Source organism: Paenibacillus nuruki (assembly GCF_001721045.1).
Taxonomy (GTDB): Bacteria; Bacillota; Bacilli; order Paenibacillales; family Paenibacillaceae; genus Saccharibacillus; species Saccharibacillus nuruki.
In genome coordinates, this window is sequence record NZ_MDER01000036.1 from 15,274 (window position 1) to 36,735 (window position 21,462).

The 21,462-nt window shown below is 39.2% G+C and carries 25 protein-coding genes; 13 read left to right on the forward strand and 12 right to left on the reverse strand.

What is annotated here, in order from left to right:
* The first annotated feature begins 65 nt into the window (after positions 1 to 65).
* The 12 genes from radC to PTI45_RS10255 all read left to right on the forward strand — a co-directional run bounded on the left by radC (position 66) and on the right by PTI45_RS10255 (position 8,390).
* The gene (gene radC, locus PTI45_RS10205; RefSeq protein WP_069327473.1) at positions 66 to 674 is read left to right on the forward strand and encodes a RadC family protein; all 609 of its coding nucleotides are present in this window, start codon (positions 66 to 68) and stop codon (positions 672 to 674) included.
* A 177-nt stretch (positions 675 to 851) separates the two neighbouring features.
* A complete protein-coding gene (locus tag PTI45_RS10210; protein ID WP_069327474.1) occupies positions 852 to 1,229 on the forward strand; it encodes a helix-turn-helix domain-containing protein in 378 nt (125 codons plus the stop codon).
* Positions 1,230 to 1,298: 69 nt separating this feature from the next.
* Complete coding sequence (locus PTI45_RS10215) at positions 1,299 to 1,799, forward strand: hypothetical protein (protein WP_069327475.1); 501 nt, start codon at positions 1,299 to 1,301, stop codon at positions 1,797 to 1,799.
* 36 nt (positions 1,800 to 1,835) lie between these two features.
* Positions 1,836 to 2,384 carry a hypothetical protein gene (locus PTI45_RS10220; RefSeq protein ID WP_069327476.1) on the forward strand — a complete coding sequence of 183 codons (549 nt, stop codon included), beginning with the start codon at positions 1,836 to 1,838 and terminating at the stop codon, positions 2,382 to 2,384.
* Between the two features lie 139 nt (positions 2,385 to 2,523).
* Entirely contained in the window at positions 2,524 to 2,715 is a 192-nt protein-coding gene (locus PTI45_RS10225) for a hypothetical protein (protein WP_069327477.1), read from the forward strand.
* Positions 2,716 to 2,853: a hypothetical protein gene (locus PTI45_RS24130; protein WP_175425164.1), complete on the forward strand. Its 138-nt coding sequence runs from the start codon at positions 2,716 to 2,718 to the stop codon at positions 2,851 to 2,853.
* 209 nt (positions 2,854 to 3,062) lie between these two features.
* Positions 3,063 to 4,382, forward strand: a complete 1,320-nt coding sequence (locus PTI45_RS10230; RefSeq protein WP_069327478.1) for a hypothetical protein — start codon at positions 3,063 to 3,065, stop codon at positions 4,380 to 4,382.
* A gap of 225 nt (positions 4,383 to 4,607) precedes the next feature.
* The gene (locus tag PTI45_RS10235) at positions 4,608 to 5,213 is read left to right on the forward strand and encodes a hypothetical protein (protein WP_069327479.1); all 606 of its coding nucleotides are present in this window, start codon (positions 4,608 to 4,610) and stop codon (positions 5,211 to 5,213) included.
* A complete protein-coding gene (locus PTI45_RS10240) occupies positions 5,194 to 7,032 on the forward strand; it encodes a DNA primase family protein (RefSeq protein ID WP_069327480.1) in 1,839 nt (612 codons plus the stop codon). The genes PTI45_RS10235 and PTI45_RS10240 overlap by 20 nt, the downstream gene beginning before the upstream one ends.
* Positions 7,019 to 7,267: a helix-turn-helix domain-containing protein gene (locus PTI45_RS10245; protein WP_069327481.1), complete on the forward strand. Its 249-nt coding sequence runs from the start codon at positions 7,019 to 7,021 to the stop codon at positions 7,265 to 7,267. The genes PTI45_RS10240 and PTI45_RS10245 overlap by 14 nt, the downstream gene beginning before the upstream one ends.
* A 164-nt stretch (positions 7,268 to 7,431) precedes the next feature.
* Positions 7,432 to 7,761 carry a tyrosine-type recombinase/integrase gene (locus PTI45_RS24620; RefSeq protein ID WP_175425165.1) on the forward strand — a complete coding sequence of 110 codons (330 nt, stop codon included), beginning with the start codon at positions 7,432 to 7,434 and terminating at the stop codon, positions 7,759 to 7,761.
* Complete coding sequence (locus PTI45_RS10255) at positions 7,659 to 8,390, forward strand: site-specific integrase (RefSeq protein ID WP_083243458.1); 732 nt, start codon at positions 7,659 to 7,661, stop codon at positions 8,388 to 8,390. Before PTI45_RS24620 ends, PTI45_RS10255 begins: the two co-directional genes overlap by 103 nt.
* Before the next feature lie 205 nt (positions 8,391 to 8,595).
* Here the strand turns inward: PTI45_RS10255 and PTI45_RS10260 are convergent, their stop codons facing one another.
* The 10 genes from PTI45_RS10260 to PTI45_RS10305 form a co-directional block, all read right to left on the reverse strand.
* Positions 8,596 to 9,030: a hypothetical protein gene (locus PTI45_RS10260; protein WP_069327484.1), complete on the reverse strand. Its 435-nt coding sequence runs from the start codon at positions 9,028 to 9,030 to the stop codon at positions 8,596 to 8,598.
* A 3-nt stretch (positions 9,031 to 9,033) separates the two neighbouring features.
* Complete coding sequence (locus PTI45_RS10265) at positions 9,034 to 10,089, reverse strand: AAA family ATPase (RefSeq protein WP_083243459.1); 1,056 nt, start codon at positions 10,087 to 10,089, stop codon at positions 9,034 to 9,036.
* A 341-nt stretch (positions 10,090 to 10,430) separates the two neighbouring features.
* The gene (gene rlmD, locus PTI45_RS10270; protein ID WP_425415576.1) at positions 10,431 to 11,975 is read right to left on the reverse strand and encodes a 23S rRNA (uracil(1939)-C(5))-methyltransferase RlmD; all 1,545 of its coding nucleotides are present in this window, start codon (positions 11,973 to 11,975) and stop codon (positions 10,431 to 10,433) included.
* 283 nt (positions 11,976 to 12,258) lie between these two features.
* Entirely contained in the window at positions 12,259 to 13,152 is an 894-nt protein-coding gene (locus PTI45_RS10275; RefSeq protein WP_069327486.1) for a diacylglycerol kinase, read from the reverse strand.
* A gap of 23 nt (positions 13,153 to 13,175) precedes the next feature.
* The gene (locus tag PTI45_RS10280; protein WP_069327487.1) at positions 13,176 to 13,943 is read right to left on the reverse strand and encodes a sirohydrochlorin chelatase; all 768 of its coding nucleotides are present in this window, start codon (positions 13,941 to 13,943) and stop codon (positions 13,176 to 13,178) included.
* A gap of 5 nt (positions 13,944 to 13,948) precedes the next feature.
* Positions 13,949 to 14,239: a YerC/YecD family TrpR-related protein gene (locus tag PTI45_RS10285; RefSeq protein ID WP_069327488.1), complete on the reverse strand. Its 291-nt coding sequence runs from the start codon at positions 14,237 to 14,239 to the stop codon at positions 13,949 to 13,951.
* 118 nt (positions 14,240 to 14,357) lie between these two features.
* Entirely contained in the window at positions 14,358 to 15,323 is a 966-nt protein-coding gene (gene corA, locus PTI45_RS10290; RefSeq protein ID WP_069327489.1) for a magnesium/cobalt transporter CorA, read from the reverse strand.
* Between the two features lie 147 nt (positions 15,324 to 15,470).
* Positions 15,471 to 16,472 (reverse strand): inorganic phosphate transporter, encoded by a 1,002-nt coding sequence (locus PTI45_RS10295; protein WP_069327541.1) that lies wholly within the window; start codon positions 16,470 to 16,472, stop codon positions 15,471 to 15,473.
* A gap of 154 nt (positions 16,473 to 16,626) precedes the next feature.
* The gene (locus tag PTI45_RS10300) at positions 16,627 to 17,241 is read right to left on the reverse strand and encodes a DUF47 domain-containing protein (protein ID WP_069327490.1); all 615 of its coding nucleotides are present in this window, start codon (positions 17,239 to 17,241) and stop codon (positions 16,627 to 16,629) included.
* Between the two features lie 193 nt (positions 17,242 to 17,434).
* Positions 17,435 to 18,673, reverse strand: a complete 1,239-nt coding sequence (locus tag PTI45_RS10305; RefSeq protein ID WP_069327491.1) for a DUF3048 domain-containing protein — start codon at positions 18,671 to 18,673, stop codon at positions 17,435 to 17,437.
* A 428-nt stretch (positions 18,674 to 19,101) separates the two neighbouring features.
* Between PTI45_RS10305 and PTI45_RS10310 the strand changes: the two genes are divergently transcribed.
* Positions 19,102 to 19,629, forward strand: a complete 528-nt coding sequence (locus PTI45_RS10310; protein WP_069327542.1) for a DoxX family protein — start codon at positions 19,102 to 19,104, stop codon at positions 19,627 to 19,629.
* Between the two features lie 230 nt (positions 19,630 to 19,859).
* Here the strand turns inward: PTI45_RS10310 and thiE are convergent, their stop codons facing one another.
* Both thiE and thiD read right to left on the reverse strand, forming a co-directional pair.
* Positions 19,860 to 20,537 (reverse strand): thiamine phosphate synthase, encoded by a 678-nt coding sequence (gene thiE / locus PTI45_RS10315; protein ID WP_069327492.1) that lies wholly within the window; start codon positions 20,535 to 20,537, stop codon positions 19,860 to 19,862.
* Positions 20,530 to 21,345, reverse strand: coding sequence for a bifunctional hydroxymethylpyrimidine kinase/phosphomethylpyrimidine kinase (gene thiD, locus PTI45_RS10320; RefSeq protein ID WP_069327493.1), 816 nt, complete (start codon positions 21,343 to 21,345; stop codon positions 20,530 to 20,532). The genes thiE and thiD overlap by 8 nt, the downstream gene beginning before the upstream one ends.
* Positions 21,346 to 21,462: the final 117 nt, after the last annotated feature.

Sequence of the window (21,462 nt, forward strand, 5' to 3'; positions counted from 1 at the left end):
ACACCAAGCACTCTATGTGCTTGGTGTTTTTGTTTGGCCTATTCTATCCCCTGGAGGAGAACAAAATGAAATATCACTTAAATGATGATCTTAGACACTTGATTGCTCAATCTCTTAGAGAGAAAGAGGACAGTTATACGATTCAACAGCTCTTCGATCAGTTCCCTACAAAGACGGAGCTTCTGAGTGCTAAAGAACAACAGCTGGTTACGATCAAAGGCATCGGTGCAGGAAAAGCCCGTCAAATCACTGCCATGTTGAAATTAGCTACCGTCCTGGCAGCTCCAACTCATAATCCAACCGCGATTCGAAGTCCTCAAGATGTATTTGATCTTCTCTCCTCTGAATACAAGCATGCTACCAAAGAAAACTTCATCTGCCTTTTCTTGAACACAAAAAATCGACTGATCTTCAAAGAAGTGGTCTCTATATGCAATTTAAATTCAGCAATCGTACATCCTCGTGAAGTATTTCAAGCGGCAATCAAACGCTGCAGCGCTTCGCTGATCTGTGCACACAACCACCCTAGCGGAGATCCGGAACCTTCTTTTGAAGATGTGAAGATGACCAAGCGCCTTGTCGATGCCGGTAAAATCATCGGTATAGAGGTACTGGATCATATCATCATTGGCGACCATCAATTTTATAGCCTCAAAGAACACGGACATATTTAACAGCCAAAATGGAAATCCAATTCTTAAAGTTCAACTAGCAGATATCGAATTCTACATCTTTATCCATGTTCTTACTGCCAACTGTATCACTTTGCGACTATATCAATGCATTACTTCACTATAGTCCGTTGAGGCTTTTTGGAAAAAAATCTATCGTTTGGAGTGGGAGGAGGCGTAATGGATAGCATTCAAACGATTGGAGAAAGTGTCCGATTTTTAAGGCAGCAAAACGGTCTTAGCCAAGAGCAACTTGCTTTGATTTCTGGAATCAATACATCTTATGTAGGACAAATCGAACGTGGAGAAAAGAACCCAACTATCAAAACATTAGAAAAGATCGCTTACGCGCTTAAAACTACAGTTGTCGATCTTCTTACTATGTATGATCCGGTTTTGAAGTATGGTTCAAATACTGATATATTCGACCTGATTTTTTCGAAACTAATTAAACAATGCTTGCTTGAGGTTCTAATTGAAAATACTAATTTAATTTCGCAAAAAAAAGATTTTAAGATCGCAAACGAAGGGGAAAATAATAATAATAAAAAGCAATGACGCTAAATTTAAACACAAGCAAGTAAATTTAAAATCAGTTTTAAAGTATAGCCTGTTGCCTTACTTGTATTGCTTATCTTATCCGGATGTTCTGGAACTGAAGCTGCTGAAAATGCACTATCTAAGGTAACTGGTAAAGATCCTATTCAAGACAATCTTTTGAATTACATCAACGAACAACTTATTCCTCTCCAAACCGAAGAGTCTACCTTAGTTCAACAATTCAATACTCAACTTGATGATCCTAGTATTGCAGATGCAGAACTTCACGATACTCTCAAAGAGATTATTCCCGTTTATAAGGACCTTATTGGAAGAATCGAAGCTATCCGTCCAGACACAACAGAAGTTAGATATCTACATGAACTGTACATAGCAACTGCTAACAAGCAATACAATGCTATGGTGCAGCTCCAGGCAGCTATTAATAATCAAGATATGAACCTAGTAAGTGAAGCTAACGAGAAATTAGAGGAAGCACGCCGAGGAGATAGAGCGTTCAATAATGCCTTAAATGATTTGTCAGAAGCTCATAACATCGTAGATATTCCTTCAGAGGAGAACCAGTGATTATTGTATTTCAAAAAGCGATTTAGGAGAAAAAATATGAACGGAATACCCGAAAAGATATCAGATGATCAACCTAAACTCTTGGTAAAGGAACTCGGAAAGAAATATAGAAAATGGTCTTGGCTGCTTATCATTGCAGGGGCTGTTTTGTTTTCTATGATAGGAGGACCTGGGCTCGCCACTTTACTTGGTATTTTAATTGGTTGGGTATTTGGCAATGTATTTACGAATGTTATGGTCTCGCCCAAGTTAATCAAAATTAATTTAAAAAACAACCCTCTACCTACCGATATGACACCTGAACAACTATATGATGCTCTTTCTAGCTCTCTTCATCCTGATGACTTTAAAGTTGAAAAGCATTTCAAGAAAGTTCGAGTACATTTTAAAAATAAGACGGTACACGTAATCTGGTTAGATAGAGAAAAACAAACTTACTCGATCATATCAAAACTGCGAAAAAAAGCATTCTTTCTTACACGTTACAATCTAGGTTTTATCGAATACGCTTATTCCTGTGTCGCTTACCCGGTCATAAAAAAGAGCATTGAAACGTACAATAATTTTAAGCACAAAAAAGCATGAATTAACAAACACATTACTCAATTCTTATGATTTCTATTCTGTAAGCACCGTACTCTTCTAAATAAGAGCCGCGAGGCTTTATTTACTTAGCACAAATTTATTGAGCACTATCTATTTTACAAAGTCCAACTGAAAGGAGGTGAAAGAGATTTTAAATATTGATTTCCAGAAAATTCGTGGTAAAACACAAGGTAATATTAAACTTTTGAATTATGCCGCCATAGGTGCTGCAGTGGGGACACTGGCCATCCCTGAACGAGGAACAGCCGTTGGATATATGATCGGAATCAAATGTGGTGTCTACAGTATGCGAAAAGAAGGAGAGAATTAAATGCTAAACCTGCTGAGCATATGTTTGAATGCTGCCTATGATGCAGTTACAAAAACTTTAAGTAGCAAAGGAGATTATTTGAAGGTAGCAAAAGAATTAAATGAAGAATATACATTTAGAAATAAAAAATCACTTTAAGAAGATTTAGGGGCTGTTGAGGCAGCCCCTTTAATTTGTCTTTTGTTCTTTGTGTTCTTCATGTTCCTTGTGTTCTTTTCAATGTATACGTACAATTGTTACTACTTTACATACCTATTTATATGAAATTCAAAAAGAATTACTTTTGTTATAGAGTAGAAAAAGAGCAAGAACAGGCGGAACATTAAAAATTAGGAGTTGACCTCTATATGAAGTACTTTTCTTACCAAGCTACAAAAGAAGAATTTCTGCATATTCAAAAAGAACTATCTTTTTATTGCGAATGGTCACCTTCACAGCATGAAGTAGTCGATAGCACCTCACTCGCCAGCTATGTCTTTGACCGTTCTCAATCCCTATTGCCTCAAGAGCTAAAAGCCCTTTTTGAATACAACAGTAAATGGTCCGAAATTTTCAAGAAAGATATGTTACAACATTTAATATTCACTACTTCTATCTCACATGAAATCACTACTCAAAGTCTGAAAAGCCATACCTCTTACTTCAGGGAACTTCAAACTAGGTTAAAAGTTTTTCACAACTCCCAAACCATTGAAGATACACATAATTTCTTTCGCCATATTACTAAGAAAACAATGCCATACTTGAGAATTCCCCTTCTCGAATACGAAGGCAATCGCAAAAGAAGTCAAAAGAAGTATGACACACCAAAAAGTTTGGCTTTTTTCATTGGGTTCATTGCTTACCATAACTCCCAACACAAATTTTTCGGAAATAAGATAAATACAAAATCTCAATTACAAGAAATAAAAGAATATCAAGAGATATTTTCCACTCTGATAAGTGACATGTCAGATTCAGATAAGGAACTGAATAGTTACCTTTTCGAAAGAGAATACAGCACAAATTTAACAAATAAACTCTTAAGCATCGACAATAATATTTTCATAGATCATATAAACGCTAAAAAAATCCTATGCTTGTTGGAGCTACTTCCTAACATTAAAGGAAGAATTTTTTTGACAGATTTACTTATAAAATATAAGGAAATTATCTCGCATCCAAATCTTCATCCGAATTTCGGAACTGTCAGCTATGCGATGCTTAATGGTACTTATGAGCAAGAGCATGAGAGAACTATTTATTCTCGTAGAATGGATGAAGCTAAATGGTTCATACAAGCTCCTTTAATAATACTTCAATTAGCCTTATTCTATATTCCCTACTTAGAGCTGTTACACAACTATTTTTATAGTTTGCTTACACCTAAAAATTTCAACATTCAATTTTCCGAGCCAAATAAATGCGTAAAAATGTCAGAACTATTTCCGGTGCATACTAGTGAGGACTATAACCTCGAAGAATATAATTTATTAAAAAAAACAAGATATGATATAGATAAGAAAGTTAATTCTGAAAATTTCAAAAATCAATTTCATAAACAACCTCGTACAAGATCTGTTGGACCATTTTCTCCTTATTATGAAGAACGTAAGATTACTTATTTAGAACCAAGTATAGAAGCAGTACTACCAGAACTTATGGAAGCTATCGATATCCCTTTTTAGTTAGATACTCAACGTTTGTGCTAGCCGATTTAGCAGCGGTTCGCATATAATTCGTTAATTCATAAAAGACGCCTATATTTATAGAGCGTCTTTTTATCATACATATATAACAAATAATTCTTGGTAAATTTCAGATTGAATAGTTCCTATTTTTTTAATCTTCGTATTTCCTTAAGATAAATTTTGTCAGTAAGTTCTGATATCCACTTAAAAGGAGTGATAACTATGAAAGACAAAATGGCAAAAGAACAAAAGCAATTTGAAGAAGTCCTTCAACGAAGTACTAATCATTCAGCAGACTGTTTCAGTATTGTAATCGGAGAAGAAGTGAAATTGATAGGCTTTTCCCAAGCCCCTCTCACTGTTCCTTCTGCTGTCCTTCTCCTCAAATTGAATAACGCATTCTTGCTGACTGGATGGGTAGATGAACAATATTCGCACTCATTCACTCAACCTTCAGCGCTCTTCAGTTCAAAAGTGATTATTGCTGTGGATTGTCGTACTCCATCCAACCAAAAATTTTATTTATCGATGAACGAAAAAACATACAAGTTCGGACCACGTTCTGAGGAAAGATTAGATGACTATCTGTCATTATTCTGGGAATCCGAATTAGGTGCCGGTCTCGTTATTTGCCAATATGACGCAATTAGAGAAGAAATGATCAGGTCTCTAGTTGGTTCACCAGACGATGGCTCAAGGAAGTTCCTCAAAGCCAACATAATGCAAAAAATTGAGTTTTATTCGCATATTTATTCTAAGAAACAGATGGAAGTACTTAATCCTTCTGTTATTAAGGAGGAATTTAAAAATGAAGGATCTATTATTTGATAACAACAAAAAAACTCTGTCCCTGAATTCTTCAAAAAGCCCGCTCTCATCTCAAGAATTTTCGGGTTTTCGGCAAGGCATCGTAACTAATGAAACACTTAGAATGCTCACTCAGCTTATTGAGGGAGTTATTCCTTCTCATTTTTCATCAAAAAAAGTGATCGTTCCTATTTTGAAAAACACTATCTTTGTTCTGTTAAAACGTAACAACTCCTCTATGCCTAAAGAAACTGCTAGGAAAGCAACCGAAAGTTATATAAATAATTTAAGTAATTCGTCTTACAGTACCCTTATAACAGATATAAGCGATACAGAAAGAGATTTGATTTCAAATGATCAATATTTCACAACCATCAATAATCCGATACAACCGAGTCTGCCTTTGTCAAATAAAAATATTTCTGGCTCTTTGATCGCTCTTTTACCACATAAGACAACCGAAAAAATGAAAAAAAACTACTTTATTAAGGCTAAGACTGTAGGTAAACCAGTCTCGCTTTTCAAAAAAGAGAAGTATATTAAGCTATCCAATCATGAAATAGCTGAGCTCTTAGCAATCAACCATAAGTTCGCTGTCATTAATCAGAATTTACACTATTGGGAACCTGCCCTTGGGCACTTCATCGGCCTTGTAGGCGAAAAATCAGATATGTTTATACGGAAAAATATTCCTAACAACTTAAAAAACCTTATAACCGCAAGAAGTGTAGAAGAAATAGTCAAATGGCTCATTTCCGATAAAAGGATAACTACCTCAAATGACTCCCTAGTTCAACGTAAAAACTATATTCCCTTTAAAAACGGTGTTGTCTCTATTAACGATCTCTCTCGCCATGAGCATTCGCCTAGCTTCTATTTTACCTCTGTAATAAATGCACATTATCCTTCTGCAGGTGTTCTTAGGGGAGAAACATTCGAATCATTTATGGATCAAGTAACAGGTGGTTCGAAATCGGAATACTGGAGGTTGCAGGAACTCTTTGGATATGTATTGTCCGAAATAAGAGACGTAAAAGTCCTACCTTTTTTGATCGGCCCAAAGGATTCCTGCAAGTCGATTGTTTTAAAATTACTCTCACACATGGTTGGCGAACAGCATTGTAGCAGCTTGAGCCTTGAGCAAATGAACCAATCCGATTACCTATGTCAGCTTTTTGCAAAAAAACTAAACACCTTCGGAGAAATATCCGAAATCCCCGTCAAACGGCTAGATACCCTTAAGAAGCTTTCCGGCGGTGATCCTCTAACTGCCAGGTATCTATATGGTAAACCCATAAAATTTGTAAATCAGGCTGCGTTACTGTTCGCCGGTAACTTTCTACCTGTTATTAAAGGTATGGATCGCTCTAACGCATTTATTGAACGGTTAGAAGTCTTCTCATTTGAATTTCAAGTCCCAAAAGATAAACAAGACATATATTTATTCAAAAAGATTCGTGATGAAAAAAGCTATATAGCATGGTGGGCTCTTCAAGGTTTACAAAGGTGGATCGAAAACAACCACCAGTTTACTAAATCGGAAACTGTAGAATTAATAATCCAAGATTACAAAATTACTGATAACTCAGTCCAAAGCTTTCTTGATAGATGTTGTATCTTAAGAGCAGGTTATAAAGAATACAATTCTGTTTTATACGAAGCTTACGAAGGATTTTGTGAGAAGGAAAATCTTGTTGTCAAAAGCACGAAGACTTTTCATAAATCTATGCAAGACGTTGCAGGGTTAAGGCACCATAAGTTCCGAAAAGAAGGATCTAATGGAAACGGATATGATGGCATTCAACTTACATTGAAGGAGGAACAATATGGAGACCTATAACCCCCAAATCGCTGGCACTGATTCTTCAGTATCGTCTGATCCTTCTCACGAGGTGTTGACGATTAATGAAGTGCAAAAGCATTATTTTCAGGGGAAGATTTCGAAAGACAAACTTTATAGCGAGGTACGTATGGGCAAAATTCCTCATTTAAGAGTAGGAAGTAAAATTCTTTTTAGAAGAACAACCCTAGACTCTTGGTTTAAAGATCGCGAGATCAATAGTTTGAAGCGATAGCCATCGCATTCAAGCTACGACTCACAAGCAGCGCAGACGACGAGCTTACACAAACTTTACTCGGGATTAATAATCAGCCACTTCTCAGGACGGAGTATTCCACTTGACTTGGATCAATAATTTCTTGAACAAAAGACTCACTTTTGAAGTATGCTGAACTTCACTTGGCCGAAAAAACCTTAATTCTTTACGAGTCACACCTTAAGAACCGAATCCTTCCCCACTTTGGTCACATGCGGTTAGACCAAATCAAGACCCTTCATATTCTAGAGTTTTTGGAAGCCTTATCTCACAAGGGTATTCGGATGGGCTTCCGCAAAGGAAAACTATCTTCCGGTACTGTAGAAGTAAGCCATAGAGTATTAAAAAATGTGTTTACACGCGCAGTAGAGTGGAAGCTACTCAAGGACAACCCAGTAGCCGCTGTAAAAAAACTCGAGTCAAACATAAAGAAATTCAACCCTATGATGATCAAGAAATTAAACAGCTTCTGATTGCTCTGCAGAAGGCTCCAATTCATTGGAGGGTTATGATTATTACCCTAGCCCTCATAACGGGATTGCGTAGAGGCGAGTTACTTGGGCTAGAGTGGCATTATATCGACTGGGAAACCGGTGTTATTTCAGTAGAGCAAAGTGTCTCCCTATCTCCCGGCGGTGATGCACATGTTAAAGAGCCCAAGACTAAGGGGTCTAGGCGTAAAGTAGCCATACCTTCAGCGATGCTCAGAGAACTACAAGTGTACCGTGCACACAAAGCGGATGAGTTCGAGAAAATTGGTGATCGCTGGCAAGGTAACGGACGATATGTTGTTTTCTGCCATCCGGATGGCAAAGCTTTTCACCAAGAAAGACCTTACCTTTGGTTTCGCGAGTTCTTGAAGAAAAATGGTCTTCGCTACATTCGATTTCACGATCTCCGACATACCTCAGCTACGCTACTGATCAATCAAGGCATATATGCTAAGGTTATTTCTGAAAGGTTAGGACACGGCAATATAGGAACCACTATGAACGTGTACGGCCATGTTTTACGGACGGCAGATCAATCGGCTGCAGATAAATTCGAATCAGTTCTGGAACTTAAGTCAGATGCAATTCAACATATTACTGACGAGATTTAACCTCCTTAATAGCTAAGAGGCAAACGACTATGATTAAATGTAAGACGAAATGGAGATATTTCTAAGGCAATATGCTTCTTCTATAAAGATAGGTTTAAACTCAAATTCAATTCTGGCACTCTAAAAAAAGACAGACCTATAATATAACAAACAAGCGAAGCATACTATGGATCTAGCATAGTATGCTTCGCTTTAACTATTGTATTTATTTGGAATGATTAGACTTCTCTGAACCAGTATTCCAAAAGGCTTCTCCTCGTGAAGACCTTCGCTGGGTAGCCTCAATAATATGATTAATGAGCCTGTTTGGATCTTTCCACTTCATGGCTAGTCTTGCCGAATCCATACCATTCTCCGAAATTATATCTTTCAATTCTTCAGTATCCAAATCTTCAAGCCCTTCCTTTAAAGACTCCACACCTTGCTCAAGCAAAAAAAATGGATTAACTTTAGCCGGCTTTCTTCGTTTACCTTTTCTTGCACTGCTATTAGAAGTTTCATTATTGGAGGAGACAGCTGCAACTGAACTTGCTTCGAATATTGAACCTATCTTCTTTGCAAACTCTTCATTATTAGTGATCTCATCTGCTATACAAGCACTGGCTTTTTTCCAAAGCGCAAGAACATCCTTTCTGTTCATATGCTACACTTCCTTAGTAATTTGTATGAATTCTCCTGCAAACTCTGCTAAAGAGTCATATTGACCTTGGTAGCCCCATTTCTGTCTAAGTGTTTTATACTCCTCGTATTCTGCTGCTTCTGCCACTCGAGCACTCTCTGAAAAGATGGTGTTAAATACTAAAGGATAACGTAACTTTGACTCTCCCATCAACTTACCCGCATCTTTACGCATTTTATTTAAAGTCCTTGTATGAATACTAGCTTGACCTCGTACTTTTGTAGCGACTATTCCAATTGGAAGAATATTATCTTCAATTTCATCTGAAAACTCCGCTATTCGAGTGACAATTTGTGGAATACCGTATGTTGACAGAACATCTGGTATTGTCGGAATAATATATCCGTCAGAGATACGAAGACCATTCAGAGTAATGTATCCAAGATTAGGTGGGCAGTCAATCAATACATAATCATAATCGTTAGTTATTTCTTTAATACCACGACGCAGAATATTAACCGGATTGCGTGTTTGATATTTGCCAGCAGGCATTGTTATCAAGCGATCTTGCAAGTTAATTAAATTCAAACTAGAAGGTAGCAAATCTACTGACTTTACTTCGCTGATGTTACCTACAGATTTTTGGAGAGTTTTTGAGAGATCAAAATTGTTACAATCATCTATCGCATCTTCAAACAATGTAGAAATAGTGTGCCCAGCTTGATTAAGAGAAAACCATTTTTCTTCTCCTATAAGCATTGTAGTGGCATTTGTTTGCGGATCTAAGTCAATGACTAGCACACGTTTATTAAAGGCTCCAGAGAGCGTTTGAGCTAACCCGACTGTTGTAGTGGTTTTAGCTACACCACCTTTAAGATTAATTGAAGAAACAATTATTGCTGCCATCTTATTTTTCCTCCCATACCATTTTTCTATTTGTTCAGCTTGAAAAACTGGACCAGACTTCAATATTGCAACAGGCTTAGGGAAATTATCTGATCGTTTTCTCCAATTTGTAACAGCGGCTGAACTTACGTCAAACATTTTTGCGATTTCTGCTATGCCGACCAAATCAATCATAAAATTTTCTCCTTGTTTATTCTATAAACGAGCTTAACCGATTTTGTGTACAGTGTAAACAAATAACAAAAAATCTTATTCGTGTTCTTTAATATTCAAGTAAGACGAAAAGAATCAGCAGGAATATTATAGTTAATGTATTAATTCATTTATTTATATCACCTAAGTTATGTAGTAAGGAACATCGATTAGAATAGAAGTATGTACTGATATAATCCTCATCGAGAGATCTCTTTTAAATAATTCATTAATCGAACGAAACCCCTCATTCAAAAAAATGAGACAAAATGAGGACGCGAGCAAGCTCGCGTCCCCATTTTGTCCCCAACTCACCTATTCGCTTACTCCAACCCTTGCCATACCAACAATGCCACATCCTCCACATGCACCGTATGCGGAAACATATCCACTGGCTGAACTTCCACCGTCACATACCCACCATCTTCCAACACACGCAAGTCTCTCGCCAGTGTCGCTGGATTACAGGACACATACACCACACGCTCCGGTTGCATCGCTAGAATCGTCTCCAACAATCTCGGATCGCATCCTTTTCTCGGTGGATCGACAACGATCACGTCCGGTGTAATCCCATTCTCTTTCCAACGTGGAATGACATCTTCCGATGCACCCACTTCAAATTCTACATTCGTCATGCCATTCAATACCGCATTAGAACGTGCATCTTCGATCGCTTCTTTCACAATCTCCACGCCATACACTTGCTTCGCATGTTGCGCCAAAAAGAGTGAAATCGTGCCTATGCCGCAGTACGCATCAATGACTGTTTCTTTACCAGTCAGTCCAGCATATTCCACGGTCTTACTATATAACACATCCGTCTGCACCGGATTCACCTGATAAAAAGAACGAGCCGATATGGCAAACTTCACATCACCGATATAATCGTGGATCACTTCGCGTCCCCATAGTACTTTGGTGGTATCGCCGAAGATGACATTCGTCGTCTTGGTATTTACATTCTGGCAAATACTGACCACTTGTGGCATTTCGAGACGGATACGGTCGATCCATTCGCTCGGGCGTGGTAGACGTTCTCCATTGGTGACGAGGACGACCATCATCTCACCGGTACGGAAGCCGACTTTGACGACCACATGACGCAGTAGACCTGTACCTGATTCTTCATTGTATGCAGATACACCTAGCTCTTTGCCTATCTGTTTTACTTTAGCGATCAGTTCATCGTTGCGTGTATCTTGAATGAGACAAGTATCCATATCAATAATACGGTGACTGCCACGCGCGTAGAAGCCCGCAACCAATTGACCATTGATTTCACTGATTGGAACCTGTGCTTTGTTCCGATAACGCCAAGGCTCAGCCATACCTAATGTTGGGAGTACCTTAATACCTGTTGTTGCTTGTTGATCTACTCCTACATTCAGCTTACCGATCCGTTGTAAATTATCTATCACATGCTGACGTTTCCATTCCAATTGAGCGTCATAACTCATATGTTGTACCTGACAGCCACCACATTGATTGTAGATCGGGCAAGGGGCTTCTACGCGATCTGGACTGGATTCTAGGATAGCAGTCATTTTGGCATAACCGTATTGTTTTTTCGTTTTGAGTACTTTGGCTTGAATCTTCTCACCGGGTAAAGCGCCTTGAACAAACAGTGTATATCCTTCTGCTCGACCTACGCCTTCTCCATCGTGATTCATACCTATAATTTCTAATTCCAACTCGTCATTTTTAGCAACGGGTAAGTTCGCCAGCGCAAGGGCTGTCGCTTGACTCGATTGTTGCCGATTATTGCTATATTTTCTGCCGCCTCTGCGGTCTTTACTCATCTCATTTGGCTCCATTTCTTTATACACATGACTGCATTTCATTAATTGCTCAAGTTTATCTAACATCTCACTTCACAAACACATTGTCCACTATGAATGGACATTCCGAAGAACAATTCCTCTAAAGATTGTATAGAAAAATACCTATACTTACAATAACTATCGTTATCTTTTCCATATATTATTACACATATCAAAAAGACATTGTTCTAAATGTGGTATAACCATCCCTTACTGACATCAGGCATACTGCACGCTAATGAAAATATGGAATAATACAACAACTTTTAGAACAACATCTTTAGAGTAACTTTTTCAACTGTATATCTTACAACCTATCACTATTGATCTACTTGAGATCCGAGAACACTTGCAATTTCTGTGGCAAAATCTCAAAAATCCCCGGTAATGATCCACCGAGTTCACCGTCTAAATTAATTTGTACATTATTGCTAGGCGCTTCAATCTCTAAGCGATCGGTCTGGAAATAAATAATCTTCGGATCGTTGAGATGTTCACCGCGAGCTGCAATAGAAATCAGGCGGATAAATTCAGCGATATTACACTTTTTGACACCGATAAAATCTAACAGCCCATCGTCTATTCGTGCGCCAGGCGCTAGCTTTTCAAAACCACCTACTGAATTGGTATTCGCAACAAGGAAAATCATAAACTCCTCATGCAGTGGTTCTTGACCATTCGCTGTAATCTTAAGCTCGGTAGGCGTTAAGTTGACGACTTTCTCGATGCCTTTCATATAATACGCCATCTGTCCGATCATCGTTTTGAGTCGACTGGGTACTTCGTATGTCAGCTCAGTGAGTGATCCTCCACCTGCTATATTGATAAAATACCGATCATTAAAGCGACCCACATCAATCGGTCTCGCATTTTGACGAATCACCAGATCACAATAGTCTTCCCAATTCTTGGGCACGCCTAATGCACGCGACAGATCGTTGGTTGTTCCCAGTGGAAATACGCCCAATGGTGGTGGGTTATCATATTCTGCCATGCCATTAATCACTTCGTAAATCGTGCCATCGCCACCAGCAGCAATAATCAGATCATATCCATCTTCGATCGCTTTGGAAGCAGACAGGGTTGCATCGCCTTCACCTGTTGTCGCATGACAACTCGCTTCGATTCCACCTTTGTCTAACCGATCCAAAATATCCGGCAATCGGCGCTTCATTTCCTCCCGACCTGAAGAAGGATTATATATCAGTCTCGCTTTTTTCATTCCATCATGCCACCTAATATGAATTATGTTGTCATCAGTTGGTTCAACAGTGACTGAATCTGACGCTCCATCCAATGAGATAACAGTGGATGTGGCAATAATGCTGTACCTGCATATTCATAGCTTAACCCTTCTACACGCCCGGGAATCACTTGATTCAGGAATATCCCTTTACTTAGAAACAGAGGAGCAATCAGCACTTTGTACCCGCGTGCTGTCCATTCTTCTGTTTTGGCACGCAGACTATCTGGATTGAGCAGTGCATAATCGGTATGTGCCACTTCACTCACCTGTCCTACTCGCTGAGCTAGAGAAGAAATCCCTTTCTCCCAGCGTTGTCTGAATCCGTCATGAATACTGCCGTGACCCACAACCAACACCACTTCATTCTCAGGGGCAACCGATAAATCTTTCACTTGATCCCAGACCATACGAGCGATATCTTCATCATCATCGGCTGGATAACCAAAGTGAACTTTCGCTTGAATCGTAAAAGGTTCCAGATCGGTCTCGCGATCAGGCGTTTCTTTGACACCCAAAGCATAAGCGATCTCGTCCATATGTGTACTACCAGAGGACACAAATAGCGGAACGACTAATAGATCTGTAACTCCTTGCGCTTCCAGTTCATTGATTCCATCCTGAATAAATCTTCCCGGAACATTGTCCAGGAAGACTGCATTGACAGGTAGATCGCTTGGCAGATGGATATGAGATACTGCTTCATCGATCTGCTCCATCCAAGATGGTTCCGGCGAGCCATGACTAATTATTAATACACCGGGCTTCATAGAGATTACCTCCCTAGACGTTCCAATGTCATTTTATAACCATCATTACCATAATTCAGGCAACGTTTCACACGGGAAATGGTAGCTGTACTTGCACCCGTTTCTGCTTCAATCTGGTTATAGGTTGAACCTTTGCCTAACATACGAGCCACTTCAAGACGCTGTGATAAAGACTGAATCTCATTCACAGTGCATAGATCGTCAAAAAAGACGTAACATTCTTCTAAATTTTTTAGTGTCAAAATCGCTTCGAATAATTGATCAACACTTTTATCATCAAGTTTTTTAAGTTGCACGATGTGATCATCCCCTACTACGGTTACTGTACCTACATTGTATATATTACTGGGTATTTTTTCAAGCATTAACGATGTACAGCATTACAGAGTACCAGATTTTGTTTGAGCAGAACAATTATTTAAACCATCCACGTCTTGTAAAAGCAGTCATCATCCCTGCTCCCAAAGCAAACATCAGCAATAGCACGCCAAAATAGCCATACTTCCATTTCAGTTCTGGCATATTTTCAAAGTTCATGCCGTAGATACCTGCGATCAGCGTCAGCGGCATAAAAATAGTCGTGATCACCGTCAATGTTTTCATAATCGTATTCATTCGATTGGAATTAAGCGAAATATAACTATCCCGCAGATCTGAAGTCATTTCACGATTCGACTCAATCATATCCGACAACTTCAGTAAATGATCATAGATATCGCCAAAGTATGAATGATGCTGATCGACCTTCTGAATATGTTGTGAGTTAATAACCCGGTACATCAAGTCACGCATTGGAATAATTGTTCTCCGTAGTTTCAGTAGACGAGAACGCAGTACAAATACTTGCGCTAACAGATCATCCACCGGTTCATCTGGTCCTGTATTTTCAAGTTCATTCAATTCATCTTCAATCTCGTACACACAAGGGAAATATTCATCTACAATTTTGTCAGTAATGATATAAGCGGCGGCTATTGGCCCATTTGCCCAAGTGGGACGTGTTCCCTGTTGACCATAGCTAATAATACGTTGCCATGCCGTCTCAATCTCTCGCAGTTCCCCATGATGAAAGGAAACCAAAAATTTATCGCTGACAAATAAATCGACTTCTTCGACCAATAACGTCTCTGGGTGCATGGCATGAAGAACTAGAAACTGCACCTCACCATAATAATCGATCTTCGGGCGTTGAAGCACATGTAGACAATCTTCTACCGCTAATGGATGAAAATGAAAAAAGGTACTTAACTTCTTGGATTCTTCAGCGGTTGGCTGATTGAAATCGACCCAATACCATAAGTAGTTACCCGACTCTATCTCTTCTAATTGAATATCCTGAATAATCTCATGTTCTTGCGTCACGCCAAGAATGCGAATCATGAAGCGAGTTCACTTCCTTTATATCAAATATAGACGGATTAGCGTCTGTCGTTATTTTCATAAGCATCTCTGTTCCACTTAGAATCGCACAAAAAACCGCCGTTCGCAAGAAACGGCGGTAGTGATCTATAATGATCCGATTTTATTTTAGAACAAATCGAATAGTACTTTGAAAATAAGTCCAGATAAGATCGCTGCAATCGGAATCGTAACGATCCATGCAATCACGATCCGTCCAGCAAGTCCCCATTTCACTTCACGGAAGCGCTTGGCAGAACCTACACCTAGAATAGCTGATGTAATCGCATGCGTTGTACTTACAGGCAAGTGAGTCAGTGTTGCTGTAAAAATAACCGATGCTGCTGAGATATCAGCTGCAAAACCGTTAATAGGCTCGATTTTGAAAATTTTGGTTCCCATTGTTTTGATGATTTTCCAACCACCCACAGATGTTCCCAGTGCCATCGCTGTTGCTGCTGAGATTTTAACCCAAAGCGGTACATCTAGATTATCCTGAACACCAGCTGCGACTAGAGCAAATGTAATAATACCCATCGCTTTTTGCGCATCATTCGTACCATGTGTAAATGATTGAATCGCTGCTGTCAAAATTTGCATTGTGCGGAACCCTTTATTGACGCTATGCGGGCTACGTTTAGCAAAAATCCATTTCAGAATCGTCATGACGATATAACCGATTGCAAAAGCAATCAACGGTGACAAGATTAATCCTTCAACAATTTTGATAAACCCACTCCAGTTCACAGAACTTGAACCTGCTCCAACAAATACAGCTCCTGCTAGGGCACCGATCAAAGCATGTGAAGAAGAAGAAGGAATACCGAACCACCATGTTGCTAAGTTCCAGATAATTGCAGCTATTAGTGTTGCAATAACGATTTCTATACCGTTATCCAAAGTCGCCGGATCAGCAACACTACCGCCGATCGTTTTGGCTACGCCTGTGAACGTGATCGCTCCCAGAAAGTTCATTACTGCCGCCATCAGAATCGCTGTACGTGGCGGTAACGCTCGAGTAGAAACCGATGTAGCAATAGCATTTGCTGTATCATGGAATCCATTGATAAAATCGAACGCCAAAGCCAAAAACACGACGATAGCCAGTATCCATATTGAGGTTTCTACCATATCATTCATCGCCCAGATGGATCTCTTGCACTCCAATCAAGAGAATCTGCGCAACCCTACCTCCTTAGTTATCTGTTACAGATTATTGCATCTCTGCATATTACATCCATCTATACTCAGCAAAATGGATCATATGCTTATCTTGTAAGCAATCTTAGGAATTGCGCATAATAATAGATTCGAGTCTATTCGCTACATCTTCGCAAGCATCAGTCGTTGTTTCCAAACGCTCATATATTTCTTTTTTCTTAATTAGTTCAATCGGGTCTTTCACTGTGGCAAACAAATCTTTGATACAGTTACGTAATACATCATCACCCTGGTTTTCCAGATCGTTCAGACGAATCGTATGTTCACGAATAGCCAACAGCTTTTTATGAGACAACAAATGAATAGCTTTTTGAATTTCATAAGCAGATTCACGCAAAATTTCAGCAAATTGAACAATATAATTATCTGGCTCAGTCATATGATACATATCAAAACGAGAAGCACATGCTTCTAGACCGTCTAATACATCATCCATCGTTGTCGTCAAATCCATAATATCATCACGCTCAATGGGTGTGATAAATGTTTTGTTCAGTTCGGTAATAATGGTGTGCGTGTAATCATCACATTGATTCTCGTAAATCTTCATTTGCTTCGTAAACTCTGGAATATCCTTCAAGTTAGGTACTTGTTCCGCAAAGTAATCTGCAGCTTGCACAATTGCATCTGCCATGTTCTCCAGCGTTTGAAAAAAGATATCCTTTTTCTTAACACGCATTTCTATAACCCCTTTTCGAAATTTTGCCGAAAAATGTCGTAAATTAGAATTATGAAAACAAAATGATTTCATAACAACCTTTGTTATCTTATCAATCTGTACATAGGTTTGTAAAGATTCTGTTTACATTTATCATACAAAAATCATACAAAAATCGACTTTAATTCGATCATTACAGCATTTTTTACCTTTTTCATCCATTTTCGTTCAACTTTTTACCATCTATTGTCAAATGATTTTCGAATGATGGGCTGTTAGGAACAATATTGTAATACGTTACACCGGGTACAAGAGGCACTTCTTGACCATTACTGCTAAAGCGAATCACATCTCCACTTTTCTTGCTCCATTGACCTTTGATCTGCTGACCTTGTTGAAATAACATCGCTTCTCCACCGGCATTAAGATTTAAGCTTAATCTGCCAATATCGTCTAATACTTTGTAATCTCCGCCCAACACCATAACATTCGAAGCAGTTAAAGGCTTTCCACTATTCAGATCAATATGCGGTTCATTATTCATACTACGTGTGTAAAGTCCGGTGGTGGAATTATATTTATACGCGACTTTATAACTTTCTAGCAAAAATTGAAGTTCAATCAATGACGCTTTGGTTGCTGTTGTGGCAGAGGATGTTGAGCTTGAATCATTAGCACTAATACTATCTTTATTATCGGCAGAAACGGTATCTACTTTGAGTGAATTAGTATCGGTTGGAAGTGAAGAATGTTCTGTATTTAGTGAATCGGTTGTTGTACTTGTTGAAGATTTAGCAGTTGTAGAAGGTAGAAAAGGATAGGTTGGAATCGTGATCTCTTGTTTGTAATTTTTTTGGAGTGCACCTTTACGTAATTTCTCTTCATTCGTATATAAATTATGAGGCGCTTTACGGCTGGAATCTCGCCAGAATGGAGCACTTGCATTGGTGATCTCATCTAAATGCTCTTTCTTTCCTTGTTGCAATATACTGTACGCTTCCGGGCTACCTCCGGCATGAACAAGCAATGCGCCTACACTTTCCCCGATGCCGATTAAATACGGACGAATACTCCGCACAGGGCCGATCGTCACATCCCCATGATAACTCTGATATACAGCAATCAGGCGAGTGATTCCTCCTTCGGCTAGCACTTCATAGACCATATCTGCTTGGGCTAATCCTGATTGTGGACGTGCCGCAGGTGCATTGTTAATCATGACCGCAATCGGTCTAGCTAGAGAAGGTTGCTTTACAGGTAATCCGGTAAGTGGAGCGGTATAGGCCACTTCTGCTGGCTTTTCTGGTGCGATCGGTTCAGTTACTTTGGCAGGTTCAGGTTGTTGCTGTGGTGCAGGTGTAGCCACTTCAGCAGACCCGCAACCGATCAGACTAGCAGTGAGTACAAGTGGAATCGTCCATTTGCTTACTTTCCATAATCCAGATTGATTCATTACAATAGTATCCCCCTCAGTGATTAGCATCATTATGCAATGTAGCAGATCGTTGTCATCTGCATAGTAGGATACATTCCTACTATAGAACACACATATGAACTTCAAATGAATTAAAAATCGGCTAGTTATGTATAATCAGAAGATGTAAAACACGGTCTACTTCTTATTAAAACATAAGCTTCTTCTATATAGAATACATATGAGGTAATTAACTAATAGCATCATCCAAACATCTACTTCATTTATATATACCATATTTTAACAGTTCAATAATAAAATATTAAAAATTTATCTAAGATTGTGATTTTTATCACATTTTAAAATTTAGTTGTGATTTAAAATAAAGACATGGAAGAGATGATCATCACCAACTCAACAAGTTAGCACAGACTTACAAAAATAAAACATTATTCAGGGGAGTGGCAATCATGAACAGATGGCTAAGAGAAAACAGTGTGGCAATGTGGTTATTAACTATACTACGGGTATATATCGGTTTTAAATGGATCGCTGGTGGATGGGAAAAATTAAGTGGTGGCGGATTCGATGCTACTGGATTCTTAACAGGTGCTATCGCCAATACAGGCGGAGAACATCCAAGTGTACAAGCAGGCTGGGGCGCATTTTTACAACATTTCGCTTTACCAAATGTAGCACTATTCAATGTTCTTGTTCCTATCGGTGAATTCCTTGTCGGACTTGGATTAATCTTAGGTGCATGTACTACACTTGCAGCACTAATGGGAATGGTAATGAACTTCGCATTCTTGTTCTCGGGCACTGTAAGCACTAACCCTTACTTGTTACTTGCTGAAATCTTCATTATCGTTGCTGGTGCAAATGCTGGTAAAATTGGTCTAGATCGCTGGATCGTTCCTTACTTACGCACTCGCTTCTTCAACCGTCGTAACAAACAACAAGATACCTTGCCTAATCAGCATAAAATCGCTTAACGATATAAATAACCGAATCAATTGGCTTCTATAGAATGATCGATGTTATTCGCAGTAACATATAGATCATCACAAGGAGAACAGAAAGAACCTACTGTACAATAGATAAAAAAATAGAAATCCACTTGAAAAGTCATTCGCTACACCGTACTTTAAGCTACGGTATACAGAATGACTTTTTTGTATTTTATTTTGATTAATTTCTATTCGAATCAACTTCAAGCCGTCTATTACTGCTTTTGATTGGCAATAAAGTGCTTGGTGAGTGTATTCAATCGCTCCGTAGCTTGCTCGACATTGTTTTGTCCTGCAATGGCAGATATCACTGCTATTCCATCGGCTCCTGCGGTTAAGATCGGCTCTGCATTATCTGCATGAATACCGCCAATACCCACTAATGGAATATGTATCTGATGGTTCTTAAGAGCTGTAATCGTACGTGTTCCTTGTACGGCTTCGGCATCAGCTTTGGAAGTGGTTGGATAGATCGGTCCTATGCCTAAGTAATCAGCTCCATCTTGAATAGCTTGTCTGGCTTCAGCAACCGAATGAGCAGATACGCCAATCATCTTATTTTGCCCAAGACGTGCACGAATCTGATCGGCAGGTATATCTTCTTGCCCTACATGAATCCCATCGGCGTCCAGTGCAATCGCTAATTCAATATCATCATTCACTATAAACGGAATCTTATGCTCTCTACAGATCTGTTGAAGAGATTCAGCCAGTTGGTAGTACGCTTGCCCTGTGAGTGCCCCGACTCCTTTTTCACGAAATTGAAAAAGAGTAATCCCTCCTGTGATGGCAGATGTTAATACTTCTTCTGGTGGTTGTGTACAATTGACACTACCCATCACTAGATAAAGGCGTAAATACTGGCGCAATTGGTGTTGATCTGGCTTAGACATTATAGACCCGGCTCCTTTGTTGATACGCAAAATGATTAGTAGGCCCATGATCGGAACCAATTCCCAGTCCATCTTCAATCGCGGCTTGAATAAATTGCTTGGCGGTATCTACAGCTTCATGGATCGATTTACCTTGAGCTAATGTTGCCGTTAATGCCGCTGAAAAAGTACAGCCTGTCCCATGCGTATGCATTGTATCGATACGCTTGCTTTCAAAATATTCAAAATGTTGTCCATCATACAACAAATCCACAACGGTTGAAGTCGATGCATCATGTCCACCTTTAATCACTACATACGTTGCACCCATATCAATTAACTGTGTGGCGGCTTGTTCACGCTGTTGCATGTTGGTGATCGATATCCCTGTGAGTAGCTCTGCTTCTGGTAAATTCGGAGTGATGATCTCTGCTAACGGGATCAGATCTGAGACGAGCGCTTGTAATGCTTCTTGTTGCAAAAGCACAGATCCGCCTTTGGCTACCATCACTGGATCAATCACTAGATGTTGCCACTGGTACTGTTTTACTTTTTGAGCGACATGACGAATAATCTCAGCGCTAAATAACATCCCTGTTTTGACAGCATGCGGTTGTAGATCTGTACCGATTGAATCCAATTGCTGAATAATACCTTCAATTTCTACCGGATAGACTCCTTGTACCCCTTTTGTATTTTGAGCCGTAACAGCGGTAAGAACAGACATACCATAGACTCCGAGTTCTTGAAATGTTTTGAGATCGGCTTGAATCCCTGCACCTCCTCCACTATCTGAACCAGCAATCGTTAAGGCTTGATATACGTTCATTTTTTTCACTCCTTTGGATAGATTGGATTAGAAGATGTCGCGCTTATCTTGCCAAGCGCTAATCGTAAGATATTTTGTTACACAAAAATCACATTTTATTTAATTAGAAGATGTCGC